Source organism: Azospirillum sp. CT11-132, from assembly GCF_047302835.1.
Lineage (GTDB): Bacteria > Pseudomonadota > Alphaproteobacteria > Azospirillales > Azospirillaceae > Azospirillum.
In genome coordinates, this window is sequence record NZ_JBGLZA010000009.1 from 172,447 (window position 1) to 194,315 (window position 21,869).

A 21,869-nucleotide genomic window follows, 5' to 3' on the forward strand; every position below is an offset into this window, starting at 1 on the left:
AGGAGGCGCGGTCCTACCTGCGCCTGCTCGACGACACCATGCAGCATCCCATCGCCGAGGAATTCCGGCAGGCGCAGCCGCAGCAGGCCCCCGCCGTGCTGCGCCGGCTGACCGGGCGGATCGAGCTGCGCGACGTGACCTTCGGCCATTCCCGCCGGGCGCCGCCGCTGATCCGCGGCCTGTCGCTGACCATCGAGCCGGGCGAGCGGGTCGGGGTGGTCGGCGGCTCCGGCTCCGGCAAATCGACGCTGGCTCTGCTGACCGCCGGGCTTTACGAACCCTGGTCGGGCGAGGTGCTGCTCGACGGCAAGCCGCTGCGCGAGATCCCACGCCGGGTGCTGCGCCAGAGCGTGCAGGTCGTCGATCAGAACGTGACGCTGTTCGAAGGCAGCGTGCGCGACAACATCGCCCTGTGGGACCCGACGGTGTCGGACGAGCGGCTGTTCGCCGCCGCCCGCGACGCGGTGATCCACGACATCATCATCGATCGCCGCGACGGCTATGCCTCCCCGGTCAGCGAAGGCGGGGCCAATCTGTCCGGCGGCCAGCGCGCCCGCATCGAGATGGCGCGCGCCCTGGTGCAGAACCCGCGCATCCTGGTGATGGACGAGGCGACCGCCGCGCTCGACGATCACACCCAGGCGCAGCTGCTGTCCAACCTGCGCCGCCGGGGATCGACCATGCTGGTGATCGCCCACCGGCTGACGGCGATCCGCGACTGCGACCGGGTGCTGGTGATGCAGAGCGGCGAGATCGTCGGATCCCGACCACTGTTCACACGAAAACAAGCACCGCTGCACTCAGTGTGCCTGTGTGTGGACGCACAGGCACACGCTGGGGCTGGAATGGGCAACAGGAATGGCGGCCATGGCAGAGAGCATAACTACTACACCCGGATACGTATCCAGGTACAGGCGTGGTGCCTGTAATCAGCTACTCAGCAGCATGTGGTGGCACTCGGGAGGCCAAGGCTGAGATCGATCTGAATATGGAGGAACGGAGCCATCTGCCCGTCCCATATATGGGCGCTCAACTAATCGCACCCTGCCTGGCGCTCTTCAGCTCGCTGGTGGGTGGTGTGGGTGGCACTCCGTGCTGCCTGTGCGGGAATGCAGATGCGTGCTCCTCGGCGCCGGGTCAGAACGGGGGTATCAGAGCCGCTCGGAGAGTCGACCGGACACCCACGTGAGACCAGGAGGGGCTCAGGACGTGTCCCGGCCCTGGTCTCGGCATCTGCTGCTCTCTGCGACATCCTGTGGCCATCAGCCAACGGACGCTCGCATCGACGGATGGCTTCCCAACCGCCGAGCCTTCCGCCGATGGTGCAGGAGACCCCGGATGTGTTGCCGCAGTCCCACCCTCCCCAGCGCCTGCTGCTGGGGCTGGAGATCCATCCCTCCGAGCACTGTGCACCCTGCCCGTGTGGCTGAAGACGACAGACCGTCCGTGTCATGCTCGGCATATCCGCTGCTTCATTCACGAACTCACTTCACAGCCAAAACATCATAACGTACGAGACCTGAATAACAGAAGCCATATCGGAACAGATCCTCAACAAGACAGAAAGAGACAAACTCCTCTCACCAGCAGCATGCACCCAAAAGTAGGAATACCGCAGGCCTATCCATCAAACCATGGACGCAAAACTGCTCGATAACACCAGCAATAACAGCAATAAGCAAGACAAGAGCAACCCACTCTTGATCCATTCTGCAGCGTGACACTGTGCTGCCGATATACCCTTTTCAACCACGTAACGCCTGCGTGCGCCGGAAACCGTACTACGCGCGAGCGCGAGCCTGGTATTCGCTCGGCGCGCGATGAAGGAGATCGGCATGCCGCGCCTCGAAGACCTGGCATGGCGACCTGGTGACGCCTGCTGAAGGCGCCAGGCCGGGCGCCGGCGCCGCGCGAGATCGCCTGGTCGACCCGCGAGCACCTGGACGGCCGGCCGGTGGCGCTGCTGCCGAAGGGGCGCGGCTACGACCTGCTCGCCGGCGAGGGCGCCAAGCCGGTCCGCGTCACCGCGCCGGTCGCCGCCGGACTGTCGCCGTCGGCCTGGACCATGGTGGAGCCGCTGCCGGACCGGCCGCAGACTGTCGGGTCGCTGATGCGGTTCGTCCGGACCCCGCCGGCCTTCTGGCTGCTGACCCTGGCGGTGGCGGCGCTGGGCGCGCTGCTCGGCCTCGCCAGCCCGTTCGGGATGAAGTTCGCCTTCTCGTCGCTGGTGCCGGCGCGCGACCATGGCGGCCTGCTGGAGCTTGGCATCCTGCTGGGCTGCGTCGCCGCGGTCACGCTGGTGATCCAGCTGGTCGGCGAGGTGACGCGGCAGAGCATGCAGACGATGCGCGAGGCCGGGCTGCATGCCGGCCTGTGGGACCGGGTGCTGCGGCTGCCGATGCCGGTGCTGCGCCAGCATTCGGCCGGCGACATGGCGGCGCGGGTGGGGATGGCGATGGCGCTGCCTCTGGCCGCCCAGGGCTTCACCGTCGCCGGCATCGGCACCGGCGCGGTGCTGGTGGCCAGCATTTTCGCCATGGCGTCCTTCCATGGCGGCGGCGCGGTGGTGGCGGTGCTGGCGCTGGCGGTGCAACTGGGGTTGGCGGTGCTGTCGGCGGTGCTGCGGGCGCGGGTCTACAAGGTGGGCGAGGCGCTGAGCGGGCAGGCCGATTCCCTGGCCATGCAGTTCCTGACCGGCATCGCCAAGCTGCGTCTGGCCGCCGCCGAGCATTGGGCGCTGACCCATTGGTCGGAGCGCTTCATCGGCATGCGCGAGAAGCGCATGGAGGTGCAGGAGATCGAGGGCCGGATGGCGGCGGTCAACTCCGCCCTGCCGGTGCTGGCGATGGCGGCGCTGTTCCTGGTCTTCCATTCCGCCGGGACCGACAGCGCCAGCATCGTCGCGATGATGACCGCCTATATGATCGCCAACGGGGCGGCGGCGGCACTGGGCGACGGGTTCGGCGCCTTCTATCAGGTCTACGCCGCCCGCGCCTTCGCCGATCCGGTTCTGCAATGCGCGCCGGAGCCGGCGCTGGGACGGATCGACCCCGGCCGGCTGTCCGGGCAGATCGCGGTCAGCGGCCTGTACTTCAATTACGCCCAGGCCGAGACGCCGGTCTTCGCCAACCTGAACCTGTCCATCGCCGCCGGTGAGTATGTGGCGATCCTCGGCCGGTCGGGCTGCGGCAAGTCCACGCTCGTCCGGATTCTGCTGGGGCTGGAGCGGCCACGGGTGGGCAGCGTCACCTATGACGGCAACGACCTGTCCTCGCTCGATCTGGGGCTGTTGCGGCGGCGGGTCGGCACCGTGCTGCAGGGGGCGCAACTGCCGCCCGGTGCGCTGATCGACGTGGTGCGCGGCCTGAGCGACGCGACCGAGGCGGAAATCTGGGACGCGCTGGCGGCGTCCGCCATCGCGGATGAAATCCGGGCGATGCCGCTGGGCGTGCGCACCCCCATCGCCGATGCGTCGCGCACGCTGTCGGGCGGGCAGGTGCAGCGGCTTCTGCTGGCCCGCGCGCTGGTGACCAAGCCCGACGTGCTGATCCTCGACGAAGCGACCAGCGCGCTGGACAACGCCACCCAGGCGGCGACCATCCGCACTTTGTCGTCGCTCGACTGCACCCGGATCGTCATCGCCCACCGGCTGGAGACCATCCGCGGCGCCGACCGCATCCTGATTTTGGATGGTGGCCGCGTCGCCCATGCCGGCCGTTTTGCCGACCTGCAAGCCCGCGGACTGCTGGGCGCGTAGCGCATTTCCGCGTGTCGATCGGCGTCAGCCGCGCTTTCCGGCGCCGGACGCCGTCACCATGGCGAAGAACTGCGCCTCGTCGATGATGTCGGGCTTGCCGTATTTGGCGCGCCGGGCGGCGGCGGTGTCCAGCTTGGTGGCGCCGGGGGCGTGGCCGACGACGAGATAGTCGGTGTCCTTGCGGACGCTGGGATGCCAGTGTCCGCCCAGCGCCAGGATACGGGCCATCACCGCGTCGCGCGACAGGCCGGTCAGTTCGCCGGTGACGGCGAAGGCATAACCGCCGATGCCGTGCGTGATGGGAGCGGCCGATGGCCGGACCACCGGCGGCGGATCGATCTGGTTGGTCGGCGCCAGATGGGGAACCGCCAGCATCTCGGCGCTGCCGAGGATCATCTTCTGGAACAGGCGGCTGGTGATCTCGGCATCGACGAAGGCGCCGTGGAAGCGCGCCCGGATGCCGACATCGATGCCGAACAGGGTCGCGACCGCATCGAGCGACGCGCGCCCGGCCACCTGCGCCCGCGCGTGTTGCCCCCTTGCATATTGCATCGTGCAGACCGACTGGCCCGGTGCCCAGGGAAGGCCGCAGAGCCGGAATTCATGCCGCAGGAAGTCGATGTCGAAGCCGACATTGTGGCCGACCAGCACCGCGCCGTCGAGGAAGTCGCGAACGTCCTGGGCGACGCTGTGGAAGGGATCCTGGTGGCGCAGCAGGTGATCCGGCAGCCCGTGCACCCTCAGCGCATGCGGGTTCGACTTGCGGCCCGGATTGAAGATGAGGCTGAGACAGCGGCCGGTCGGCGTCGCCTCCGCCAGTTCGATCGCGGCGAAGCTGACCATGCGGTCGCCGCCGGCCGGCGACAGCCCGGTGGTCTCGCAGTCGATGACGACGAAACGGCGGGCGGAGGTCTGCGTCCGGGCGGCTTTCGCCGCTGCCGCCGGACGGGCACGCACTGCATCGATCAAACGGCTCATGACCTCTCGTTCCGGGGGCAGGACGGCCCTGCCACGTCAAACACGCGCCGACTATAGGCGGGTCCGCCACCGCAGGTCGAGAGTCCGTGCCGTCGCAGGGCCGGCGACCGTACGGTCGCCGATCTGCGGCCGATCCCGCCTCTTTCGACTCCGGCGCGCCCTGCGGCTTGGGGAGACGCATAGCCGATATGACGTGACGATCTGCTGAACCGGCTCAGTGATTCCGCAGGCCGCCTGTCATGGTGGCTTCTATCCGCCGGCAACGTTCGGTGGAGTCATGGTCGAATCAAACGAGGAAGGTGTCGTGTGGCACGGAGCCGGTGGCGTTCGCATCATACCGGAAAGGTCCTCCCAACGGCCTCCGGAACCGGACCGGGCCTGACGGTCTATGCGCAGCTTGCCGGGATCGTCCTGTTCTGGGGCGCCAACTGGCCGCTGATGAAGCTGGCGCTGGTCGACATCGGGCCGCTCGCCTTCTGCGCCGTGCGGCTGTTCGGAACCGCGCTGAGCGTCGCGGCGCTGGCGCCGATCCTGCGCTTTCCCCTGCTGCCCCAGCGCGGCGAGCGGCTGATGCTGGCGGTCGCCGGCCTGCTGCAGGTCGCCGGCATGATGGGGCTGAGCAACATCGGGCTGCAGTTCGTCTCGCCGGGGCGGGCGTCGGTGCTCGCCTACACCATGCAGATGTGGGCCTTGCCGCTCGGCCTGCTGCTGCTGGGCGAGCGGATCACCGGGCGGCGCGCCGCGTCGGCGGGGCTGACCTTCGCCGGGGTGGTCGTCTTCTTCAACCCGGTGCTGGTGGATTGGAACGACGCCAACGCGCTGATCGGCAACGGCCTGCTCATCGGCTGCGCGCTCAGCTGGGCGCTGGGGGCGACCCTGTACCGCCGGCGGGTCTGGCGCACGCCCTTCTGGACCCAGACCTTCTGGCAGATCGCCGCCAGCGCGCTGGTGATGGTGCCGCTGGCGCTGTCCACCGAATCCGGGCACCCGATCCACTGGTCGGGCTCCCTGCTGGCGGTCGTCGCCTACAACTGCCTGATCGCCACCGGGCTTTGCTATTGGTGGTGGGGCAAGGCGCTGTCGGTGATGCCGGCCAGCCAGGCCGGGCAGATCGTCTGTCTGGTGCCGATCACGGCCCTGCTGTTGAGCGCGATCTTCTACCACGAGCCGCTGAGCGCGGGCGTGCTGGCCAGCGTGGCGATGATCGCCGGCGGCATCGTCCTGTCGGCGCGGGCGCGCTGAGCGGACCCGGCGGCGCCGGAATAGGAATTGTGGTCGTCAGTTGGAGGCGGGATAGAGCGGCAGCAAATTCTGCTGGCGGCGCTGGTAGCGGACCAGTTCCAGCGCGCTCAGCGGACGGGCACCCTGCGCCCGGCAGGCGGCGGCGACCTCGAACATCAGCGCCTGCTGGTGGAACAGGGTGGCGTAGGCATCGCCCAGCCGGAATTCCGGATCCCACATGTGGATGGCCTCCGCCCCGGCGCCGTTGACCTCGATGATGCGGAAATCCTCGCCCACCGCCAGCCGCTCCACCGAGGCGAAGCGCACGTCGAAGCGGCCGAAATGGAAGCCCGGCATCTCGTCGGCGATCTCGTCGAAGCGGGCGGTCAGCGTCGCCGTGACATGGCCGCAGGCATCCTTGTAGAGGCCGCCGACCCGGCTGCTGCCGACCAGCGACAGCCGAACCGTGCGGCCCGCCTCCGGCACCTCGTCCAGCCGGTCGGCCAGCGCCTCGTGATGCAGCTCCGCCTTCCAGGAGGCGCGCGGGTCCGCGGCGATCAGCTGGCGCAGGGTGGAGCGGCCGTCGCCCACCACATGCGGGTAATAGCGGAAGGTCATGGAGAAGATGCGCCCGTGCCGCTCCCCCGGCTTGCGGACGTAGAAGATGCCGGCCTCGCCGGCGTAAGGCACATGCTCCTGCAGGATCAGGCGGGCGTCGGCCGGGAAGCCGCGGAGATAGGCGTGGAGGTCGGCGCTGTCGCGCACCAGCCGCACGCCGATGCCGCGCCAGCCGATGTCGGGCTTGGCGACCAGCGGGAAGGACAGGCCGGCGCCCGAGGCCAGCGAATCCAGTTGGGCCGGGGTCAGCGACGGGCGGTTGACCAGGGCGACGGATTGCGCGGCCCATCGCCGCGCCGCCGGCCCGATCAGGTCCATGCAGGCGATCTTCGATTCGCCCAGCAGGCCGCCGGCCTCAATCGACGGGTTGGCGGCGGTCGGCAGGGTCAGGCTGCGGTGGCGGATGCCGAGCGCGAACCACTGCGCCACCAGCGGGATGTAGAACAGCAGCGGCGGAATGCGCTCCGCCCAGCCGATGGTGGGGGCGCCGGCCGGCACCACCGGCAGGCCGGGCAGGGCAATGGCGCGCGGGGTCGGGCTGCCGTGCAGCGCATCGCGCAGTCCGGCGGGCAGATGCGGCTCCAGCTTCGCCCGGACGCGGGCGAACAGGGCGCCGGCGATGGCCTGGGCGCGCCGCGTGCGCAGGAGCATCAGCGCCGCCGCGCAGCCGATGCCGATCACCTGCACCTGCACCGCCGCCGATTCCAGCGAGGAGGTCATCAGCGTCAGCAGCAGCCCGACATGGACGCCGGCGGTCGCCAGGGTGATGGCGACGAACCGCAGGAACGGCACCCGCATGACGCCGCAGGCGAAATAGGTGGGGAACAAGACGCCGGGCACCAGCCGGCAAGTCACCAGCGTCGGCAGCAGGTTCTTCTGCAATGCGTTGCGGCAGCGCTCAAGCATCGGCCCTTCGGTCCGCCGCCGGATCCAGGTGACCCGCAGCGACAATAGTCCGAGGACATAAATGAACAGGTCGCCGGCAACGATCCCACACAGTAGCGTGAAGGCGGTCACGCCAATGCTGACGGTGCCGACGCTGACGAGGCTCGCACCCGCTGCAATCGCAACGTCTTCGTGCAAAAGCGTCAGCAAAGCAAGGCCCAGCAACAGGGGGAAACCAGCGAGGGCGGTTATTGGTTGCAATGCAGCAAACACGGGCGGGCTGTCCGTTGAAGTCGGGGCGGCAAGGATGCCACAGGCAAAATTGCATAGGAAAAGGTAAGCTTCACGTTAAAACTTTTGTAGAACCGTGCGGCATAGAGACTGTTTCCTTTAGGTCATATCGAAACGGTATGACCATGATAGAAAATATGTGTTTGCAGCTATGGCGCTGGCGCGGCACAGTGCGTCCCAATGAAGACCGGCCAATCGGTGACCGGCGGGCGAAGCGCCAGACGACACGACCCAGACGATACGACCAGGAGACGCACCGTGCAGAGCATCCAGTGGGACGACGCCTTTCTCCTTGAAGCCCAGCTGACCGAGGATGAGAAGCTGGTGCGCGACAGCGCCCGCGCCTACTGCCAGGACCGGCTGCAGCCGCGCGTCATCTCCGCCTTCCGCGAGGAGCGGTTCGACCGCGAGATCATGACCGAGATGGGCGAACTGGGCCTGCTGGGCCCGACCATCCCGGAGGAGTACGGCGGGCCGGGCGTCAGCCATGTCGCCTACGGTCTGGTCGCTCGCGAGGTGGAGCGGGTGGACAGCGGCTATCGCTCGGCGATGTCGGTGCAGTCCTCGCTGGTCATGCACCCGATCTACGCCTATGGCAGCGAGGAGCAGAAGAAGAAGTGGCTGCCGCGGCTGGCCACCGGCGAGCTGATCGGCTGCTTCGGCCTGACCGAGCCGGACCACGGCTCCGACCCCAACGGCATGAAGACCCGCGCCACCAAGGTCGACGGCGGCTATCTGCTGTCGGGCTCCAAGATGTGGATCACCAACTCGCCCATCGCCGACCTCGCCGTCGTCTGGGCGAAGTCGGAGGCCCATGACAACAAGATCAAGGGCTTCGTGGTGGAGCGCGGGACCAAGGGCTTCTCCACGCCGAAGATCGAGGGCAAGCTGTCGCTGCGCTCGTCGGTCACCGGCGAGATCGTGCTGGACGAGGCCTTCGTCCCCGAAGAGAACCTGCTGCCCAATGCCTCGGGTCTCGGCGGCCCGTTCGGCTGCCTGAACAAGGCGCGCTACGGCATCGCCTGGGGCGTGATGGGCGCGGCGGAGTTCTGCTGGCACGCCGCCCGCCAGTACACGATGGACCGCAAGCAGTTCGGCCGCCCGCTGGCCCAGACCCAGCTGGTGCAGAAGAAGCTGGCCGACATGATGACGGAGATCACGCTGGGCCTGCAGGCCTGCCTGCGCGTCGGCCGCATGATGGACGACGGCAGCTGGTCGCCGGAAGCGGTGTCGCTGATCAAGCGCAACAACTGCGGCAAGGCCCTGGACATCGCCCGCGTCGCCCGCGACATGCATGGCGGCAACGGCATCTCCGAGGAGTTCCAGGTCATCCGCCACATGGTGAACCTGGAGACGGTGAACACTTACGAGGGCACCCACGACGTCCACGCCCTGATCCTGGGCCGGGCGCAGACGGGCCTGCAGGCGTTCTCGTAAGGTCGCTTTTGTAAGGTAGCGATTTCCCTCTCCCGTCCCGGGAGAGGGAGGGGCCCACCGTGAAGCGGTGGGAGGGTGAGGGGTGAACCGAGAATCGGTGTGGTTGCGGATTCCCGGACTACCCCTCACCCTCCCCACTCCGTGGGTCCCCTCCCTCTCCCGGGGCGGGAGAGGGCGTTTTCAGGTTCCGGTCGCCTGCTGGCGGACCTCCGCCAGGAAGCGGTCGACCTCGGATGCCAGCGTGCGGGTCTGGCCGGACAGGCCGCGGGCGGCGTCCTGCACGCCAAGTGCGGTGCTGCCGGCGCTCTCCGCCGTGTGGGCCAGGGCGGCGATGGTCGCCGAAACGTCCTGGGTGCCGAGCGCCGCCATTTCCACTGCCCGCGCGATCTCCTGGGTGGCGGCGTTCTGTTCCTGCACCGACTGGGTGATGGTGCCGGAAATGCCGTCAATCTCGGTGATGGTGCTGCCGATGGCGCCGATGGCGTCGGCGGCCTCGCGGGTCACCGACTGCATGGCGTTGACCTGGGCGGCGATCTCGTCGGTGGCCTTGGCGGTCTGGTCGGCCAGCCCCTTCACCTCGGTCGCCACCACTGCGAAGCCCTTGCCGGCCTCCCCGGCGCGGGCGGCCTCGATGGTGGCGTTCAGCGCCAAGAGGTTGGTCTGCTTGGCGATGGCGTGGATCAGCCCGACCACCTGACCGATGCGCTCGGCATTGGCGATCAGGCCCTGGACGGTGGCGTTGGTGCGGTCGGCGTGGGACACCGCCTCGCCGGCGATGCGGGCGGAATGGCCGACCTGTTCGGTGATGCCGCCGATGGAGCTGGCGAGTTCGGTCGCCGCCGCCGCGGCGGAGCGGACGTTGGACTGGATGTCGTCGGATTCGCGGGCGACGTTGCGGGTCTGGCTGGACGCCTCGCCCACCACCATCGCCATGCGGTCGGCGCTGTCGGCCATGCCGGACGCCGACTCGGCGATGCCCTCCACCAGACGCTTCACCGTGCCCTGGAAGCGGTCGGCGAGGTCGAGCAATGCTGCGCGCTTGGCTTCCTCCGCCCTGGCGTCGGCTTCGGCCTGCGCGGCGTGCATGCGCGCGATGGCGCGGGCGTTGTCGCGGAAGACGGTGACTGAGCCGGCCATGGCGCCGATTTCGTCGGAGCGGCCATTGCCGGGCACTTCGACCGCGGTGTCGCCGTCGGCAAGCTTCGCCATCGCCGCCGACATGGCGCGCAAGGGGCGGATGACGATGCGGCCGAGCATGACATTCAGCAGGACGATCTGCACCACCAACGCGATCAGGCAGATGGCGATCTGGTTGCGCATCTGGGTGGCGATGGCGTCGATCTGCTGGTCCAGGCTCCAGGCGATCTGCAGGGCGCCGACCAGCCGGTTGCTCTTGCCGGTCACCACCGGCACGGTCACGACGATGTGGCCGCTGGCCGAGCGGGTCTGCGCCCCCTTGCCGGCCAGAACCGCCTCGATCAGATCCTTGTCGGCCTTCAGGTCGTACTTGGCGAAGCGCGGGTTGGAGAAGTCGGCCAGCGTGTCCGACGCGGTCGCGGCGCGCAGCGAGGCGAGCTGCACCTCGTGGCTGTCGGCCAGCGGCATGAACTCCGTCTCGATGGAGGCGCCGTCGCTGGCGATGAAGCTGGTCTTGGTGGCGTTCGCCAGCATGTCCGTCTTGACGCGGGCGTCGTGCGTGGCCAGCCGCACCGCGTCGTCATACTGCATCTTGGCCTGCAGCCCCATGATGACGATGAAGCCGCCGACGATGGCCGCCACGAAGGCCGCCGTCACTTTCCGCCCGACGCTCCAGAACCGACGCGGCCGGGATGCGGCCGCCTTGTCCACTGCCATGCTCTTGCCCTTCCCATGCCGCCTTCGCGTCGCATCGACCGTCAAGGCATGACGGATCAGCCGCCGGAATGACCGGCGTTCGCTGTCGAAGCGTCAACGAATTGCAAAATTTAAATGGTATTGTAACGGAACGTCATGGTCTGCGCCATGATCTTCTTCTCTGACTTTCGGATGGTTGCCAATTGACACAGCAATCCCAAAGTCGTGGGTCGGCGCGGCCAAAGTGAAGACGACGCCGTTTCGTTGACGGAACGGCGCCTTTCCATGCCGGATATATCGCTAATCCGGCTTCTGTTCTTTTGGTTGTGCGTTATGCTGGGGTGTCCGGGTCCTCCATGGGAACCGGGACACCCCAGGATCATGGCCCAGGATCATGGCGTCTCAGCCGCGGGCCGGCTTGCGCTCCCGCCAGCCGAACGGGCCGGCAGTCTCGTAGAGCCACGGATACTGGTTGACCATGCGCCGGGCGATGGCGATGCGATGCGCCGTCAGCGTGATGAGGCCGAGCACCAGCGTGTGGACGATGAAGCCCCACGGCGACAGCAGCTCCTCGCCGAACAGGCCCCAGGCCAGGAAGCGGTCGCCCACCCCCAGCAGCAGCGAATAGGCCAGCACGCTTCCCACCGGCTTCCAACCCTCCGCCAGCGTCTGGCCGGTCAGAACGCCGCAGCCGCCGAACACCAGAAGCGTCAGGAACACGAAGACCGGAAGCGAAGAACCCAGGATCGTCTCCATCTCAGTGACCCCCTTCCAGATAGGCGGACCGCACCTCCGGGTCGGCCAGAAGCTGCGCCCCGGTTCCCGTCATCGTGATTTTCCCCGTCACCATCACATAGGCCCGGTGCGCCAGCTTCAGCGCGTGGAAGGCGTTCTGCTCCACCATGAACACCGTCATCTTCTGTTCCCGGTTGATCTCCTGGATCACCTGGAAGATCTGCTTCACGATCAGCGGCGCCAGACCAAGCGACGGCTCGTCCAGCAGCAGCAGGCGCGGCTGGCTCATCAGAGCGCGGCCGATCGCCAGCATCTGCTGCTCGCCGCCCGACATCGTGCCGGCGCGCTGGTTGATGCGCTCCTTCAGCCGCGGGAACAGCGTCAGCACCCGCTCAAGCTCGCGGTCGAAGCTGCCGGGCTGCGCGACGATCGAGCCCATCTGCAGGTTCTCAAGCACCGTCATGCGCGGGAAAATGCGACGGCCTTCCGGAGACTGCGCGATGCCGCGCCGCACGATCTCGTGGGTCGGCAGGTCGGTGATGTCCTCGCCCTCGAAGAACACCCGGCCCTGGCGCGCCCGCGGGCTGCCGCAGATCGTCATCAGCAGCGTCGACTTGCCCGCCCCGTTGGCGCCGATCAGCGAGACGATCTCGCCGGCGCCGATCTCGATGTCGATGCCCTTCAGTGCCTCGATGGCGCCGTAGAAGGTGTGGACGCCCGATACCTTCAGCATGGCTCAGGCCCCCTTCTGCGCGAGGTTCAGGTCCGACGCGACCTCCGGCGGCAGCGCTTCGTCCTCGTCCTCGCCCAGATAGGCGCGGATCACCGCCGGGTCGTTCTTCACATGCTCCGGATCGCCGTCGGAAATCTTCCGGCCATAGTCCAGCACCACCACATGGTCGGAAATGCGCATCACCACGCTCATGTCATGCTCGATCAGCAGAACGCCGGTCCGGTGGCCCTGCGGGGTCTGCACATCACGGATGAAGGTCAGGATCTCGGCCAGCTCGCCCGACTCGCGCGGGTTCAGGCCGGCCGCCGGCTCGTCCAGGCAGAGCAGCACCGGCTCGGTGCACATGGCCCGGGCGATCTCCAGCCGGCGCTGGGCGCCATAGGGCAGGTTGCCGGCCTCCCAGTCGGCGAACTCGGTCAGCCGCACGCGGTCCAGCCAGTATTTCGCCAGCTCCACCGCCTCATGCTCGGCCTTGCGGAAGCCCGGCAGGCCGAGCAGGCCGCCGATGGCGAAGCCCGACGCCCGCATCAGCTTGTTGTGCTGGGCGACGATCAGGTTCTCCAGAACGCTCATGCCGCTGAACAGCCGGATGTTCTGGAAGGTGCGCGCCACCCCGGCCAGCTGGGCGATGCGGTAGCCCGGCATCCGCTCCAGCAGGAACTCCTTGCCCTGCGGGTGGCGCAGCGTCAGCCGGCCCACCGTGGGGGTGTAGAAGCCGGTGACGCAGTTGAACAGCGTGGTCTTGCCGGCGCCGTTCGGGCCGATCAGCGCGGTGATCTCGCCCGCCCGCGCCTCGAAGGACACGTCGTTGTTCGCCACCAGACCGCCGAAGCGCATGGTCAGGTGCTCGACGCTCAGCAAAGGCTTGTCAGTGCTCATCGGTGCGGCGCTCATTTCGCGGCTCCCGCCGGGATCGGCTTCTTGCCGCCATGCAGGAGGATGGTCGGGTCGCGGTGGGCCAGCAGGCCGCGCGGACGCCACAGCATGATCACCACCATGCCGGCGCCGAACGCCAGCATGCGGTAGTCGGCCAGCTCGCGGAACGCCTCCGGCAGGCCGATCACCAGCAGGGTGGCGACCACCACGCCGATCTGGCTGCCCATCCCGCCCAGCACCACGATGGCCAGGATGATCGCCGACTCGATGAAGGTGAAGCTCTCCGGGCTGATGAAGCCCTGGCGCGTCGCGAAGAAGGAGCCGGCGAAGCCGCCGAACATCGCCGCGATCGCAAAGGCCGCCAGCTTCATGTTGGTGCGGTTGATGCCGAGCGAGGCGCAGGCGATGTCGTCCTCGCGCAGAGCCTCCCAGGCGCGGCCCAGCGGCAGCTTGCGAACGCGCAGCGTGAACAGGTTCACCACCAGCGCCAGGGCCAGGATGAGGTAGTAGAGGAAGACGATGCGGTGCAGCGGCGAGTATTCCAGCCCGAACAGCTCGTGGAAGGCGGCCATGCCCTCGGCCGGGCTGCGGCTGAAGTCGGCGATGCCGAAGAAGCTCGGCCGCGGAATGCCGGAGATGCCGTTGGGGCCGCCGGTGAACTGGTACCAGTTGACCAGGATGATGCGGATGATCTCGCCGAAGCCCAGGGTCACGATGGCGAAATAGTCGCCGCGCAGACGCAGCACCGGGAAGCCCAGCAGCACGCCCGAACAGGCGGCCAGCAATCCGGCCAGCGGCAGGCAGACCCAGAAGCTGAGGCCGAAGTAATGGGCCAGCAGCGCGTAGGAATAGGCGCCGACCGCATAGAAGGCGACATAGCCGAGGTCGAGCAGGCCGGCGAGGCCGACGACGATGTTCAGGCCCCAGCCCAGCATGATGTAGGTCAGCAGCAGGATGCCGATGTCCAGCAGCATGCGGTCGGCCAGCGGCGTCATCGGCAGGACGGCGGCGAAGACCACGGCGACCGGGCCGATGTATTTGCTGGCGTGCTGCACCTTGGCGGCGATGCGGTCCATCCGCTTGTCGCGGTCGGCCTGGCTCAGCTTGGAGCGGCCGGTGGCCACCGTCATGGCGGCGCGCAGCGCGATGACGCCGCCGCCCAGCACCAGAACCAGCCGCAGCACCTGGGTCGGCATCGGCAGCACCAGCCCGACGCCGGCGCAGATCAGCGCCAGGATCAGCACCGGCAGCGCCATGCCCTGGCGGATCAGCCCGAGGCCGAGGCGGCCGAAGAAGACCAGGAGGAGGGAGGCGATCACCTCCTCCGGCCGGGCTTCGATGCCGAGACCGGTGGGGCGGTCGACCGTGCGCAGGCCGACCAGCGGCACGGTCAGCAGCAGGGCGACGAAGGCGGCGAGGCCGGCGTCCTTGACGGTGGCGGCCCAGTCGACGCCGGGGCGCTTGCCGTTGATGTGGAAATGGGGGTGCGACGGCGCGTGGGAAGGGGTGGTCATGGCGCTTACACCTTCTCGATCTCGGGCCGGCCGAGCAGGCCGGTGGGCCGGAAGATCAGGACGAGGACGAGGATGGAGAAGGTTGCGACGTCCTTCCATTCGGAGCCGACATAGCCCGACCAGAAGGCCTCGATCAGGCCGATGACCACGCCGCCGAGCATGGCGCCGGGCAGCGAGCCGACGCCGCCGAGCACGGCGGCGGTGAAGCTTTTCACGCCGGCGAGGAAGCCGATGTAGAAGTCGATGACGCCATAGATCAGCAGCACCATCATGCCGGCGACGGCGGCGAGCGCCGCGCCCATGACGAAGGTCAGCGAGATGACGCGGTCGACGTTGACGCCGAGCAGGCCGGCCATCTTCTTGTCCTGCTCGCACGCCCGCTGGGCGCGGCCCAGCGAGGTGCGGTTGATCAGGATGGTGAAGCCGACCATCAGGACCAGGGTGATGATGATGGTGGCGAGGCGGACGTAGCTGACGGAAACGGCGCCGTCCATCAGGGTGAGGTTGCCGGGCAGGATGGGCTGCAGCGGCTTGGAGCGGGCGCCCTGGAGGATCTGGATGTAGTTCTGCAGGAAGATCGACATGCCGATGGCGGAGATCAGCGGCGCCAGGCGGGGCGAGGAGCGCAGGGGCCGGTAGGCGATGCGCTCGACCGTCCAGCCATAGACGCTGGTGAACAGCATGGAGGCGACCAGCATGATCAGCAGGGCCAGCGGCACCCAGGTGACGCCGAGCGCGCCGATGGCCAGGAAGGTGATCAACGCGACGAAGGCGCCGATCATGTAAATCTCGCCATGGGCGAAGTTGATCATGCCGATGATGCCGTACACCATCGTGTAGCCAATCGCGATCAGGCCGTAAATCGCCCCAAGCGACAAGCCGTTGATCAATTGCTGTATGAAATAATCCATCAGACAGGCTTCTCCCACTCTCCCAGGACACCGATTAGGCAGGCACGCGAGACTTGGTGCTCAAGACTTGAATTAAGCCGTGTGCGGCAGCGGAGTTCCGATCCGGATGAACGGGGGAGAACATCCAGGACCGAGGCAGGGGACGCTTGGAACCCCGCCGCCGCACCCGGTTCTTGCCGAAGCCCCGCCGGATGCGGGATCCGGCGGGGCTTCGGGCGAATTCGTTATCGGGGACCGCTGCGGGTCTGCGTCTGGCGGGTCTGAATGTGTCGGCTCGGAATCGTCCGGCGGCCCAAGGTCGGGCCTTCCGTCGTCCGGATATGCGACGACAGCGCGGGGGTGCGGTTCTGCACCCGAGCGGCGTTCCGTCGTTCGACCATAGCCAACAGCTCCCACTTGCGCGGCACGGCCGGCGGCCGTGGCGTCCCCACCGGCATCGCTGCCGGACATCTTGTTGTGAATCTCGGCTCAGATCGGACGGAATGACCGCCCGGTCCGGACCAGTCGGCAAAAGGCGCCGCGCCTTACCCTGTTCAAAACTGTTCTTTGTCTTCGGCCCCGGCACTTAGGTGCCGGTTGCGTATGCTGTCAGTTTTCTTGACACAGACAGGTAATGCAACTTGATCAGTAGGCGCAACACTCTCTTTCCGCGGGCCGAAAAAAACAACAATCATTCTGAACACATGGAGATGTTCCGATGAAAATTTCTCGGATTTGTCTGTGCGGGAAACATCATTCAGATCCTTGTCAACAGCTGTTCACATCATCCGCCGACCAGGTCTCGGGGGTCGGTGAAGGGCTGTCCCAGGGCCTCGGCCACCGCCCGATAGGTCAGCCGGCCGGCCTGGACGTTCAGCCCGGCCAGCAGGTGCGGATCCTCGGCCAGCGCCCGTTTCCAGCCCTTGCCGGCCAGCGCCTGGACGAAGGGCAGGGTGGCGTGGTTCAGCGCCTCCGTGCTGGTGCGGGCGACCGCGCCCGGCATGTTGGCGACGCAGTAGTGGACGACGCCGTCGACCACATAGGTCGGGTCGGAATGGGTGGTGGCGTGGCTGGTCTCGAAACAGCCGCCCTGGTCGATGGCGACGTCCACCAGCACCGACCCGCGGCGCATGCCGGCCAGCTGGTCGCGGCGCACAAGCTTCGGCGCGGCGGCCCCCGGCACCAGCACGGCGCCGACCACCAGATCGGCATCGGCGACCAGCCGGTCGAGCGCGTCGGCGGAGGCATAGACCGTCTTCAGCCGCGGCCCGAACAGGTCGTCGAGCTGGGCCAGCCGCGGCATCGACCGGTCGGCGATGGTGACGTCGGCGCCCAGCCCCATCGCCATGCGGGCGGCATTGGCGCCGACCACGCCGCCGCCGATGACCAGCACCTTGCCGGGCAGCACGCCGGGCACGCCGCCGAGCAGGATGCCGGAGCCGCCGTTGCTCTTCTGCAAGGCGACGGCGCCGACCTGGATCGCCATGCGGCCGGCAACCTCCGACATCGGCGCCAGCAGCGGCAGGCGACCGGCGCGGTCGGTGACGGTTTCATAGGCGATGGCGGTGCAGCCGCTTTCCATCAGCAGCCGGGCCTGTTCGGGATCGGGGGCGAGGTGCAGGTAGGTGAACAGCACCTGATCCGGCCGCAGCCTGCGACATTCCGCCGGCTGCGGTTCCTTGACCTTCACGATAAGGTCGGCCTTCGCGAAGACCTCCTCGGCGGAGCCGGCGATCTCGGCCCCCGCCGCGCGGTAGGCCTCGTCGGAAAAGCCGATCTCGGCACCGGCGCCGCTCTGCACCAGCAGGGCATGGCCGTCCGCCGCCAGTTCGCGGACCGAGGCCGGCGTCAGCCCGACGCGGTACTCGTGGTTCTTGATTTCCTTGGGAACGCCGATGCGCGTGACCATGCGAGAACTCCCCGATCCGAGCGACTGCTCCAGCCAATCCGCCTGATCTGGTATCCGAGGAAACCATCGGTCTGGCTGATTGTCTCAGTAAAGTCACTATACGGCCGGCGGACGGAGAGAATCTCTGCAAAGCCTTGCATGAATCCCCCATAGTGTGGTGGTGCTTTCGCACGATCCTCCACGTCTTCGAATAAAGTTGCATGCACGCCCTGGATGCCCTGGACCACAAGATCCTGCGCCTTCTCCGCAAGGACGGCCGGATGAGCAACGCCAAGCTGGCGGCGGAGGTCGGGCTGTCGCCATCGGCCTGCCTGCGCCGCCTGCACATGCTGGAGCATTCCGGCGTGATCCGCGGCTATACCGCCATCATCGAAACGGCGGACGAGGAGCGGTCGGTGACGGTCATCGTCCAGATCACGCTCGAACGGCAGACCGACGATTACCTGCGCCGCTTCGACGCCGCCGTCCGCCGCTGTCCGGAGGTGCGGGAATGCTATCTGCTGTCGGGCAGTTCCGACTATCTGCTGCGGGTGGTGGCGCAGGACCCGGCCGATTACGACCGCATCTACAAGGACTCGCTGTCGCGCCTGCCCGGCGTGGTGCGCATCCAGTCGAGCTTCGCCATCCGCAGCGTGGTGCGGCCGGGCAGCCTGCCGGTGCTGGAGGAGCAGGCGGACTGACCGTTGAGGGAACGTCTTCCTCTCGCCCAAGGGGCAGGTTCGCTCAGGAAGGGCTTGCTTCAGGGAGTGGGGGCCGCGTGCCACCGTCGTGATCGTGTAATCCTTGAATTCCGGAGCGAACCTGTCCAAGCTCGGGGAACTATGACACTGCCGCCCCGCCATATCCGTAACCTCCTGCGTGCAGGCCGCGTTCACGCAGGCCCGCTCGCCCCGGATCTGGTCGCCTGAGGCAAGGCCCCCGGACCGTCCGGGGCCAACATCGTCTCCAAATCCAAGAGAGCCGCTCGAACCGCATCCATGCGGTAGCGGGTTTATCACGTGCAACCGCTGCATGACCGATGAGGCGTCCACCGGGGGGCGCCGCCTGGCAGTCGGTTGTGCATGCCGAGAAAAGCGAAGGAAGACCTCGATGCGTTCCGCAGACCAGTTTCCGCCCATCGTGCTGACCGCCACCGACCATGACCGCCTCTCGGCTCTGGTAGAGGCCGTTTCCGAGAGGTTGCCCGATGTATACGCGTACCTCACGGTCGAACTGGAGCGCGCTGCGGTGATCGATGCCAGCGAACTCGTGACGACGGTGGTCACGATGGGCGCGCGCGTGGCGTTCCGGGACGAGGTAACCGGACAGGAGCGGACTGTCACCCTGGTTTATCCGGGTGATGCCGACCTCGCGGCTGGTCGGGTGTCGGTGCTGACCCCCATTGGCGCGGCCCTCATTGGCGTCGCGAAAGGACAGTCGATCACATGGTACACGCGCGAAGGCGAGGCGAAGACCCTTACCGTTTTGGCCGTAGAGCCTCCCATTGCGGACAGGGGCGCCGTCGCCGCATGATCCGCGGTCGGACGAGCGACTGCATGCAAGACGCTTCACAACCGCTTCGTCGGCTGGGCGGCTATAGCCTCGCGACGTTGCACCGGTTCGTGCCGTCCGATGGGAAACACGCCCTGTGCCAAGGCCGCTGATCTTTCATGTTCCCTCTCACCCGAACAGGTCCAGTTCCGGATCCGGCGCGGTTTCCGGGTGGGTCAGGTCGGTGCAGCCGATGCCGATCAGGCGGAAGGCGCGGCCGTCCGCCTCGCGCTCCAGCAGGGCGATGCCGGCGGCGAGGATCGCGTCGGCCGAGCGGGTCGGCTCCACCCGGCGGGAGCGGGTCAGCTGCTGGAAATCCTTGGTCTTCAGCTTCAGAACCACGCTGCGGCCGAGCAGACCTTCGCGTTCCAGCCGGCGGGCGACCTTGTCGGCCAGCGGGCGCAGCTCCTGTGCCAGGGCGGGCAGGGTGGTGACGTCCCAGTCGAAGGTTTCCTCCGACGAGATGCTCTTGCTCGGCGACTCCGGATGGACCCGGCGGGAATCTTCGCCGCGGGCGTAGCTGTAGAGCACCCGGCCCATGGCGCCGTAGCGCTTGACCAGCCAATGCTCGTCCTTGTCCTGCAGGTCGCCGACGCGGGTGATGCCGTCGGCGAACAGCTTGCGCTCCAGCGCCGGGCCGACGCCCCACAGGATGGTGACCCGCTTGGGCGCCAGGAAGGCCGCCGCCTCCGCCCGGCCCAGCGCCGAGAAGCCGCGCGGCTTGTCGAGGTCCGACGCGATCTTCGCCAGCAGCTTGTTGTAGCTGAGGCCGATCGAGGCGGTGATGCGCAGTTCCCGCTCGAAGCGGCGGACGATCTCCACCAGCGCCTGGGCCGGGCTGATGCTGAGGCGATCCTCGACGCCGGTGAGGTCGAGATAGGCCTCGTCAATGCTGATCGGCTCGACCAGGGGGGTGAAGGCCTCCATGATCGCGCGGGCTTGGTGGCCGACTTCCCGATACTTGGCGATGTTGGGGCGGATGATGGTGGCGTCGGGGCAGCGGTCCAGCGCCTCGCGGATCGTCATGGCGGAGCGGACGCCCGACATGCGCGCGACATAGCAGCAGGCGGCCACCACCCCGCGATGGTCGTCGCCGCCGACGATCACCGGGCGGCTCGCCAGTTCCGGCCGGTCGCGCTTTTCCACGGTGGCATAGAAGCTGTCGCAGTCGATGTGGCCGATGGACAGGCTGTGCAGCTCCGCATGGCGGAACAGCCGCCGGCTGCCGCATTTCGGGCAGCGCGTCAGTTCACCCGGCTCTGCGCTTGGCGGGGCGGCGGCGCAGTCGCGGCAGACGCTGTGCAGGGCGGTGGTCATCGTGGCGGCAGCTTAGCAAAGGCGCGTGCCAACCGCCAGCTTATGCGTACAAAGGAAGAACAGAGTGTCTTGTCGGAGACGCAATCCGTCCATCGGCCGTCATTCCCGCGAAGGCGGGAATCCAGACGGTTCAGCGGCTTACCTGCGGAGCTTGCTGGATCCCCGCCTTCGCGGGGATGACTACCGAAGAGCGTTGTCGAAGAGGGGTGAGTCTTGGGCGGGGTTGATCAGCGCGACGGCGACTTCGCCCGGTCGCCGGCGGCGATGCGCGAGGCGAGGGCCTGCAAGCCGCCCAGCAGCAGCTTCGCCATTGCCCAGTGGTAGAGGGCCGACCCTGCCAGGACCGCCAACAGCGCGCTCCAACCGCCGATCCAGCCGGCGAGCAGGGAAACGACAAGGGAGACGGCGGCGGAGACGATCAACGCCACCAGGATCGTCAGCCCGTTGGCGCCGTTAATCCGGCCGAGGATCGCCGCCCGCACCATCGCCGCGGCACCGAGCAGGACGACCAGCGACAGGGTCAGCGACAGGCTGAGCAGTATGACCATGGCGGCGCTCGGGGTGCAGTCAGTGGAAAGAGGCGGGCATCACCGCAGCAGATCTCCGCCCACTGCCAGCCGGCCGGCGACGACGGCGGCCTGGGTGCGGCTGACCACGTTCAGTTTGCGCAGAATGCTGGAGACGTGGACCTTCACCGTCTGCTCCGACACGTTCAGCTCGCCGGCGATCTGCTTGTTCAGCTTGCCGTCGACGATCATCGTCAGGATGCGCAACTGCTGCGGCGACAGGGAGGCGAAGCGGCGGGCGGCGTCGGCCTCGTCGGCTTCGGACGAGGCGGCGGACAGCGGCGGCGCCCAGGTCTCGCCGGACAGGATGGCGCGGATGGCGTCGGCCATCGCCGGCATCGACAGCGATTTCGGGATGTAGCCCGAGGCGCCATAGGCGAGCGCCCGGCGGATGGTGTCGGAGTCCTGCAGGGCCGACAGGATGGCGACCGGCACGGTCGGGTGGTGGGCCAGCATCAGGAACAGGCCGGCGAAGCCGTTGGTGCCGGGCATGTTGAGGTCGAGAAGAACGAGGTCGATGTCGTCCGGCTGCCGTCCCACCGCGGTCATCACCGAGTCGAGGTCCGGGCATTCGATCACCCGCACCTCCGGCATCGCCTTGCCCAGCGCGTCGCGCAAGGCGGCCTGGACCAGCGGATGGTCGTCGCCGATGACGATCGTCGTTTCAGTGGCCGCTTCTGTAGCCGTCGCCTGTCCGGACGTCGTTGGTTCGCTTACCGCGCTGTCCTCGCCCATGGTTTCCGCACTCCCCCCATTTGCGGCCGCCCGGCTTTTGTCCG

At 67.8% G+C, this 21,869-nt stretch carries 17 protein-coding genes and 1 pseudogene; 6 read left to right on the top strand and 12 right to left on the bottom strand.

The window, feature by feature from the left end; all coding sequences use genetic code 11:
- Nucleotides 1-185: 185 nt before the first annotated feature.
- Nucleotides 186-929 (top strand): annotated as a pseudogene (locus tag ACCD06_RS32450) (ATP-binding cassette domain-containing protein); the annotation flags it as partial.
- 1,025 nt (nucleotides 930-1,954) lie between these two features.
- Entirely contained in the window at nucleotides 1,955-3,757 is a 1,803-nt protein-coding gene (locus ACCD06_RS32455; RefSeq protein WP_413346454.1) for an ATP-binding cassette domain-containing protein, read from the top strand.
- A gap of 24 nt (nucleotides 3,758-3,781) precedes the next feature.
- Here the strand turns inward: ACCD06_RS32455 and ACCD06_RS32460 are convergent, their stop codons facing one another.
- Nucleotides 3,782-4,735 (bottom strand): exonuclease domain-containing protein, encoded by a 954-nt coding sequence (locus ACCD06_RS32460; protein ID WP_413346456.1) that lies wholly within the window; start codon nucleotides 4,733-4,735, stop codon nucleotides 3,782-3,784.
- Nucleotides 4,736-5,041: 306 nt separating this feature from the next.
- Here ACCD06_RS32460 and ACCD06_RS32465 point away from each other — a divergent pair, with 306 nt between their 5' ends.
- A complete protein-coding gene (locus ACCD06_RS32465) occupies nucleotides 5,042-5,977 on the top strand; it encodes a DMT family transporter (RefSeq protein WP_413346458.1) in 936 nt (311 codons plus the stop codon).
- A gap of 36 nt (nucleotides 5,978-6,013) precedes the next feature.
- On the opposite strand, the gene ACCD06_RS32470 is transcribed toward ACCD06_RS32465, so the two are convergent.
- Nucleotides 6,014-7,657, bottom strand: coding sequence for a VTT domain-containing protein (locus ACCD06_RS32470; protein WP_413346460.1), 1,644 nt, complete (start codon nucleotides 7,655-7,657; stop codon nucleotides 6,014-6,016).
- A 351-nt stretch (nucleotides 7,658-8,008) separates the two neighbouring features.
- On the opposite strand from ACCD06_RS32470, the gene ACCD06_RS32475 reads away from it, so the two are divergent.
- Nucleotides 8,009-9,187, top strand: coding sequence for an acyl-CoA dehydrogenase (locus tag ACCD06_RS32475; protein ID WP_109076414.1), 1,179 nt, complete (start codon nucleotides 8,009-8,011; stop codon nucleotides 9,185-9,187).
- A gap of 180 nt (nucleotides 9,188-9,367) precedes the next feature.
- On the opposite strand, the gene ACCD06_RS32480 is transcribed toward ACCD06_RS32475, so the two are convergent.
- From ACCD06_RS32480 to ald, 7 genes are all read right to left on the bottom strand, one after another.
- Nucleotides 9,368-11,041: a methyl-accepting chemotaxis protein gene (locus ACCD06_RS32480; protein ID WP_413346462.1), complete on the bottom strand. Its 1,674-nt coding sequence runs from the start codon at nucleotides 11,039-11,041 to the stop codon at nucleotides 9,368-9,370.
- Between the two features lie 381 nt (nucleotides 11,042-11,422).
- The gene (locus ACCD06_RS32485) at nucleotides 11,423-11,776 is read right to left on the bottom strand and encodes a DUF6867 family protein (protein ID WP_413346464.1); all 354 of its coding nucleotides are present in this window, start codon (nucleotides 11,774-11,776) and stop codon (nucleotides 11,423-11,425) included.
- Between the two features lies 1 nt (nucleotide 11,777).
- Nucleotides 11,778-12,488 carry an ABC transporter ATP-binding protein gene (locus ACCD06_RS32490; protein WP_042696422.1) on the bottom strand — a complete coding sequence of 237 codons (711 nt, stop codon included), beginning with the start codon at nucleotides 12,486-12,488 and terminating at the stop codon, nucleotides 11,778-11,780.
- Nucleotides 12,489-12,491: 3 nt separating this feature from the next.
- Entirely contained in the window at nucleotides 12,492-13,367 is an 876-nt protein-coding gene (locus ACCD06_RS32495) for an ABC transporter ATP-binding protein (RefSeq protein ID WP_136701020.1), read from the bottom strand.
- 11 nt (nucleotides 13,368-13,378) lie between these two features.
- Entirely contained in the window at nucleotides 13,379-14,878 is a 1,500-nt protein-coding gene (gene livM / locus ACCD06_RS32500) for a high-affinity branched-chain amino acid ABC transporter permease LivM (RefSeq protein ID WP_136702847.1), read from the bottom strand.
- Between the two features lie 5 nt (nucleotides 14,879-14,883).
- Nucleotides 14,884-15,789 carry a branched-chain amino acid ABC transporter permease gene (locus ACCD06_RS32505; RefSeq protein ID WP_085092041.1) on the bottom strand — a complete coding sequence of 302 codons (906 nt, stop codon included), beginning with the start codon at nucleotides 15,787-15,789 and terminating at the stop codon, nucleotides 14,884-14,886.
- Nucleotides 15,790-16,552: 763 nt separating this feature from the next.
- Nucleotides 16,553-17,677, bottom strand: coding sequence for an alanine dehydrogenase (ald, locus tag ACCD06_RS32510; RefSeq protein WP_109076214.1), 1,125 nt, complete (start codon nucleotides 17,675-17,677; stop codon nucleotides 16,553-16,555).
- Between the two features lie 200 nt (nucleotides 17,678-17,877).
- Between ald and ACCD06_RS32515 the strand changes: the two genes are divergently transcribed.
- A complete protein-coding gene (locus ACCD06_RS32515) occupies nucleotides 17,878-18,357 on the top strand; it encodes an Lrp/AsnC family transcriptional regulator (protein ID WP_109076213.1) in 480 nt (159 codons plus the stop codon).
- A gap of 409 nt (nucleotides 18,358-18,766) precedes the next feature.
- Entirely contained in the window at nucleotides 18,767-19,189 is a 423-nt protein-coding gene (gene rnk, locus ACCD06_RS32520; protein ID WP_247882332.1) for a nucleoside diphosphate kinase regulator, read from the top strand.
- A gap of 147 nt (nucleotides 19,190-19,336) precedes the next feature.
- Here rnk and ACCD06_RS32525 read toward each other — a convergent pair whose 3' ends face one another.
- The 3 genes from ACCD06_RS32525 to ACCD06_RS32535 all read right to left on the bottom strand — a co-directional run bounded on the left by ACCD06_RS32525 (nucleotide 19,337) and on the right by ACCD06_RS32535 (nucleotide 21,825).
- Nucleotides 19,337-20,524, bottom strand: coding sequence for a DNA polymerase IV (locus tag ACCD06_RS32525; protein WP_413346468.1), 1,188 nt, complete (start codon nucleotides 20,522-20,524; stop codon nucleotides 19,337-19,339).
- Nucleotides 20,525-20,751: 227 nt separating this feature from the next.
- Nucleotides 20,752-21,072, bottom strand: coding sequence for a hypothetical protein (locus ACCD06_RS32530; protein ID WP_413346470.1), 321 nt, complete (start codon nucleotides 21,070-21,072; stop codon nucleotides 20,752-20,754).
- Nucleotides 21,073-21,111: 39 nt separating this feature from the next.
- Nucleotides 21,112-21,825, bottom strand: a complete 714-nt coding sequence (locus ACCD06_RS32535) for a LuxR C-terminal-related transcriptional regulator (RefSeq protein WP_413346472.1) — start codon at nucleotides 21,823-21,825, stop codon at nucleotides 21,112-21,114.
- Nucleotides 21,826-21,869 lie beyond the last annotated feature (44 nt).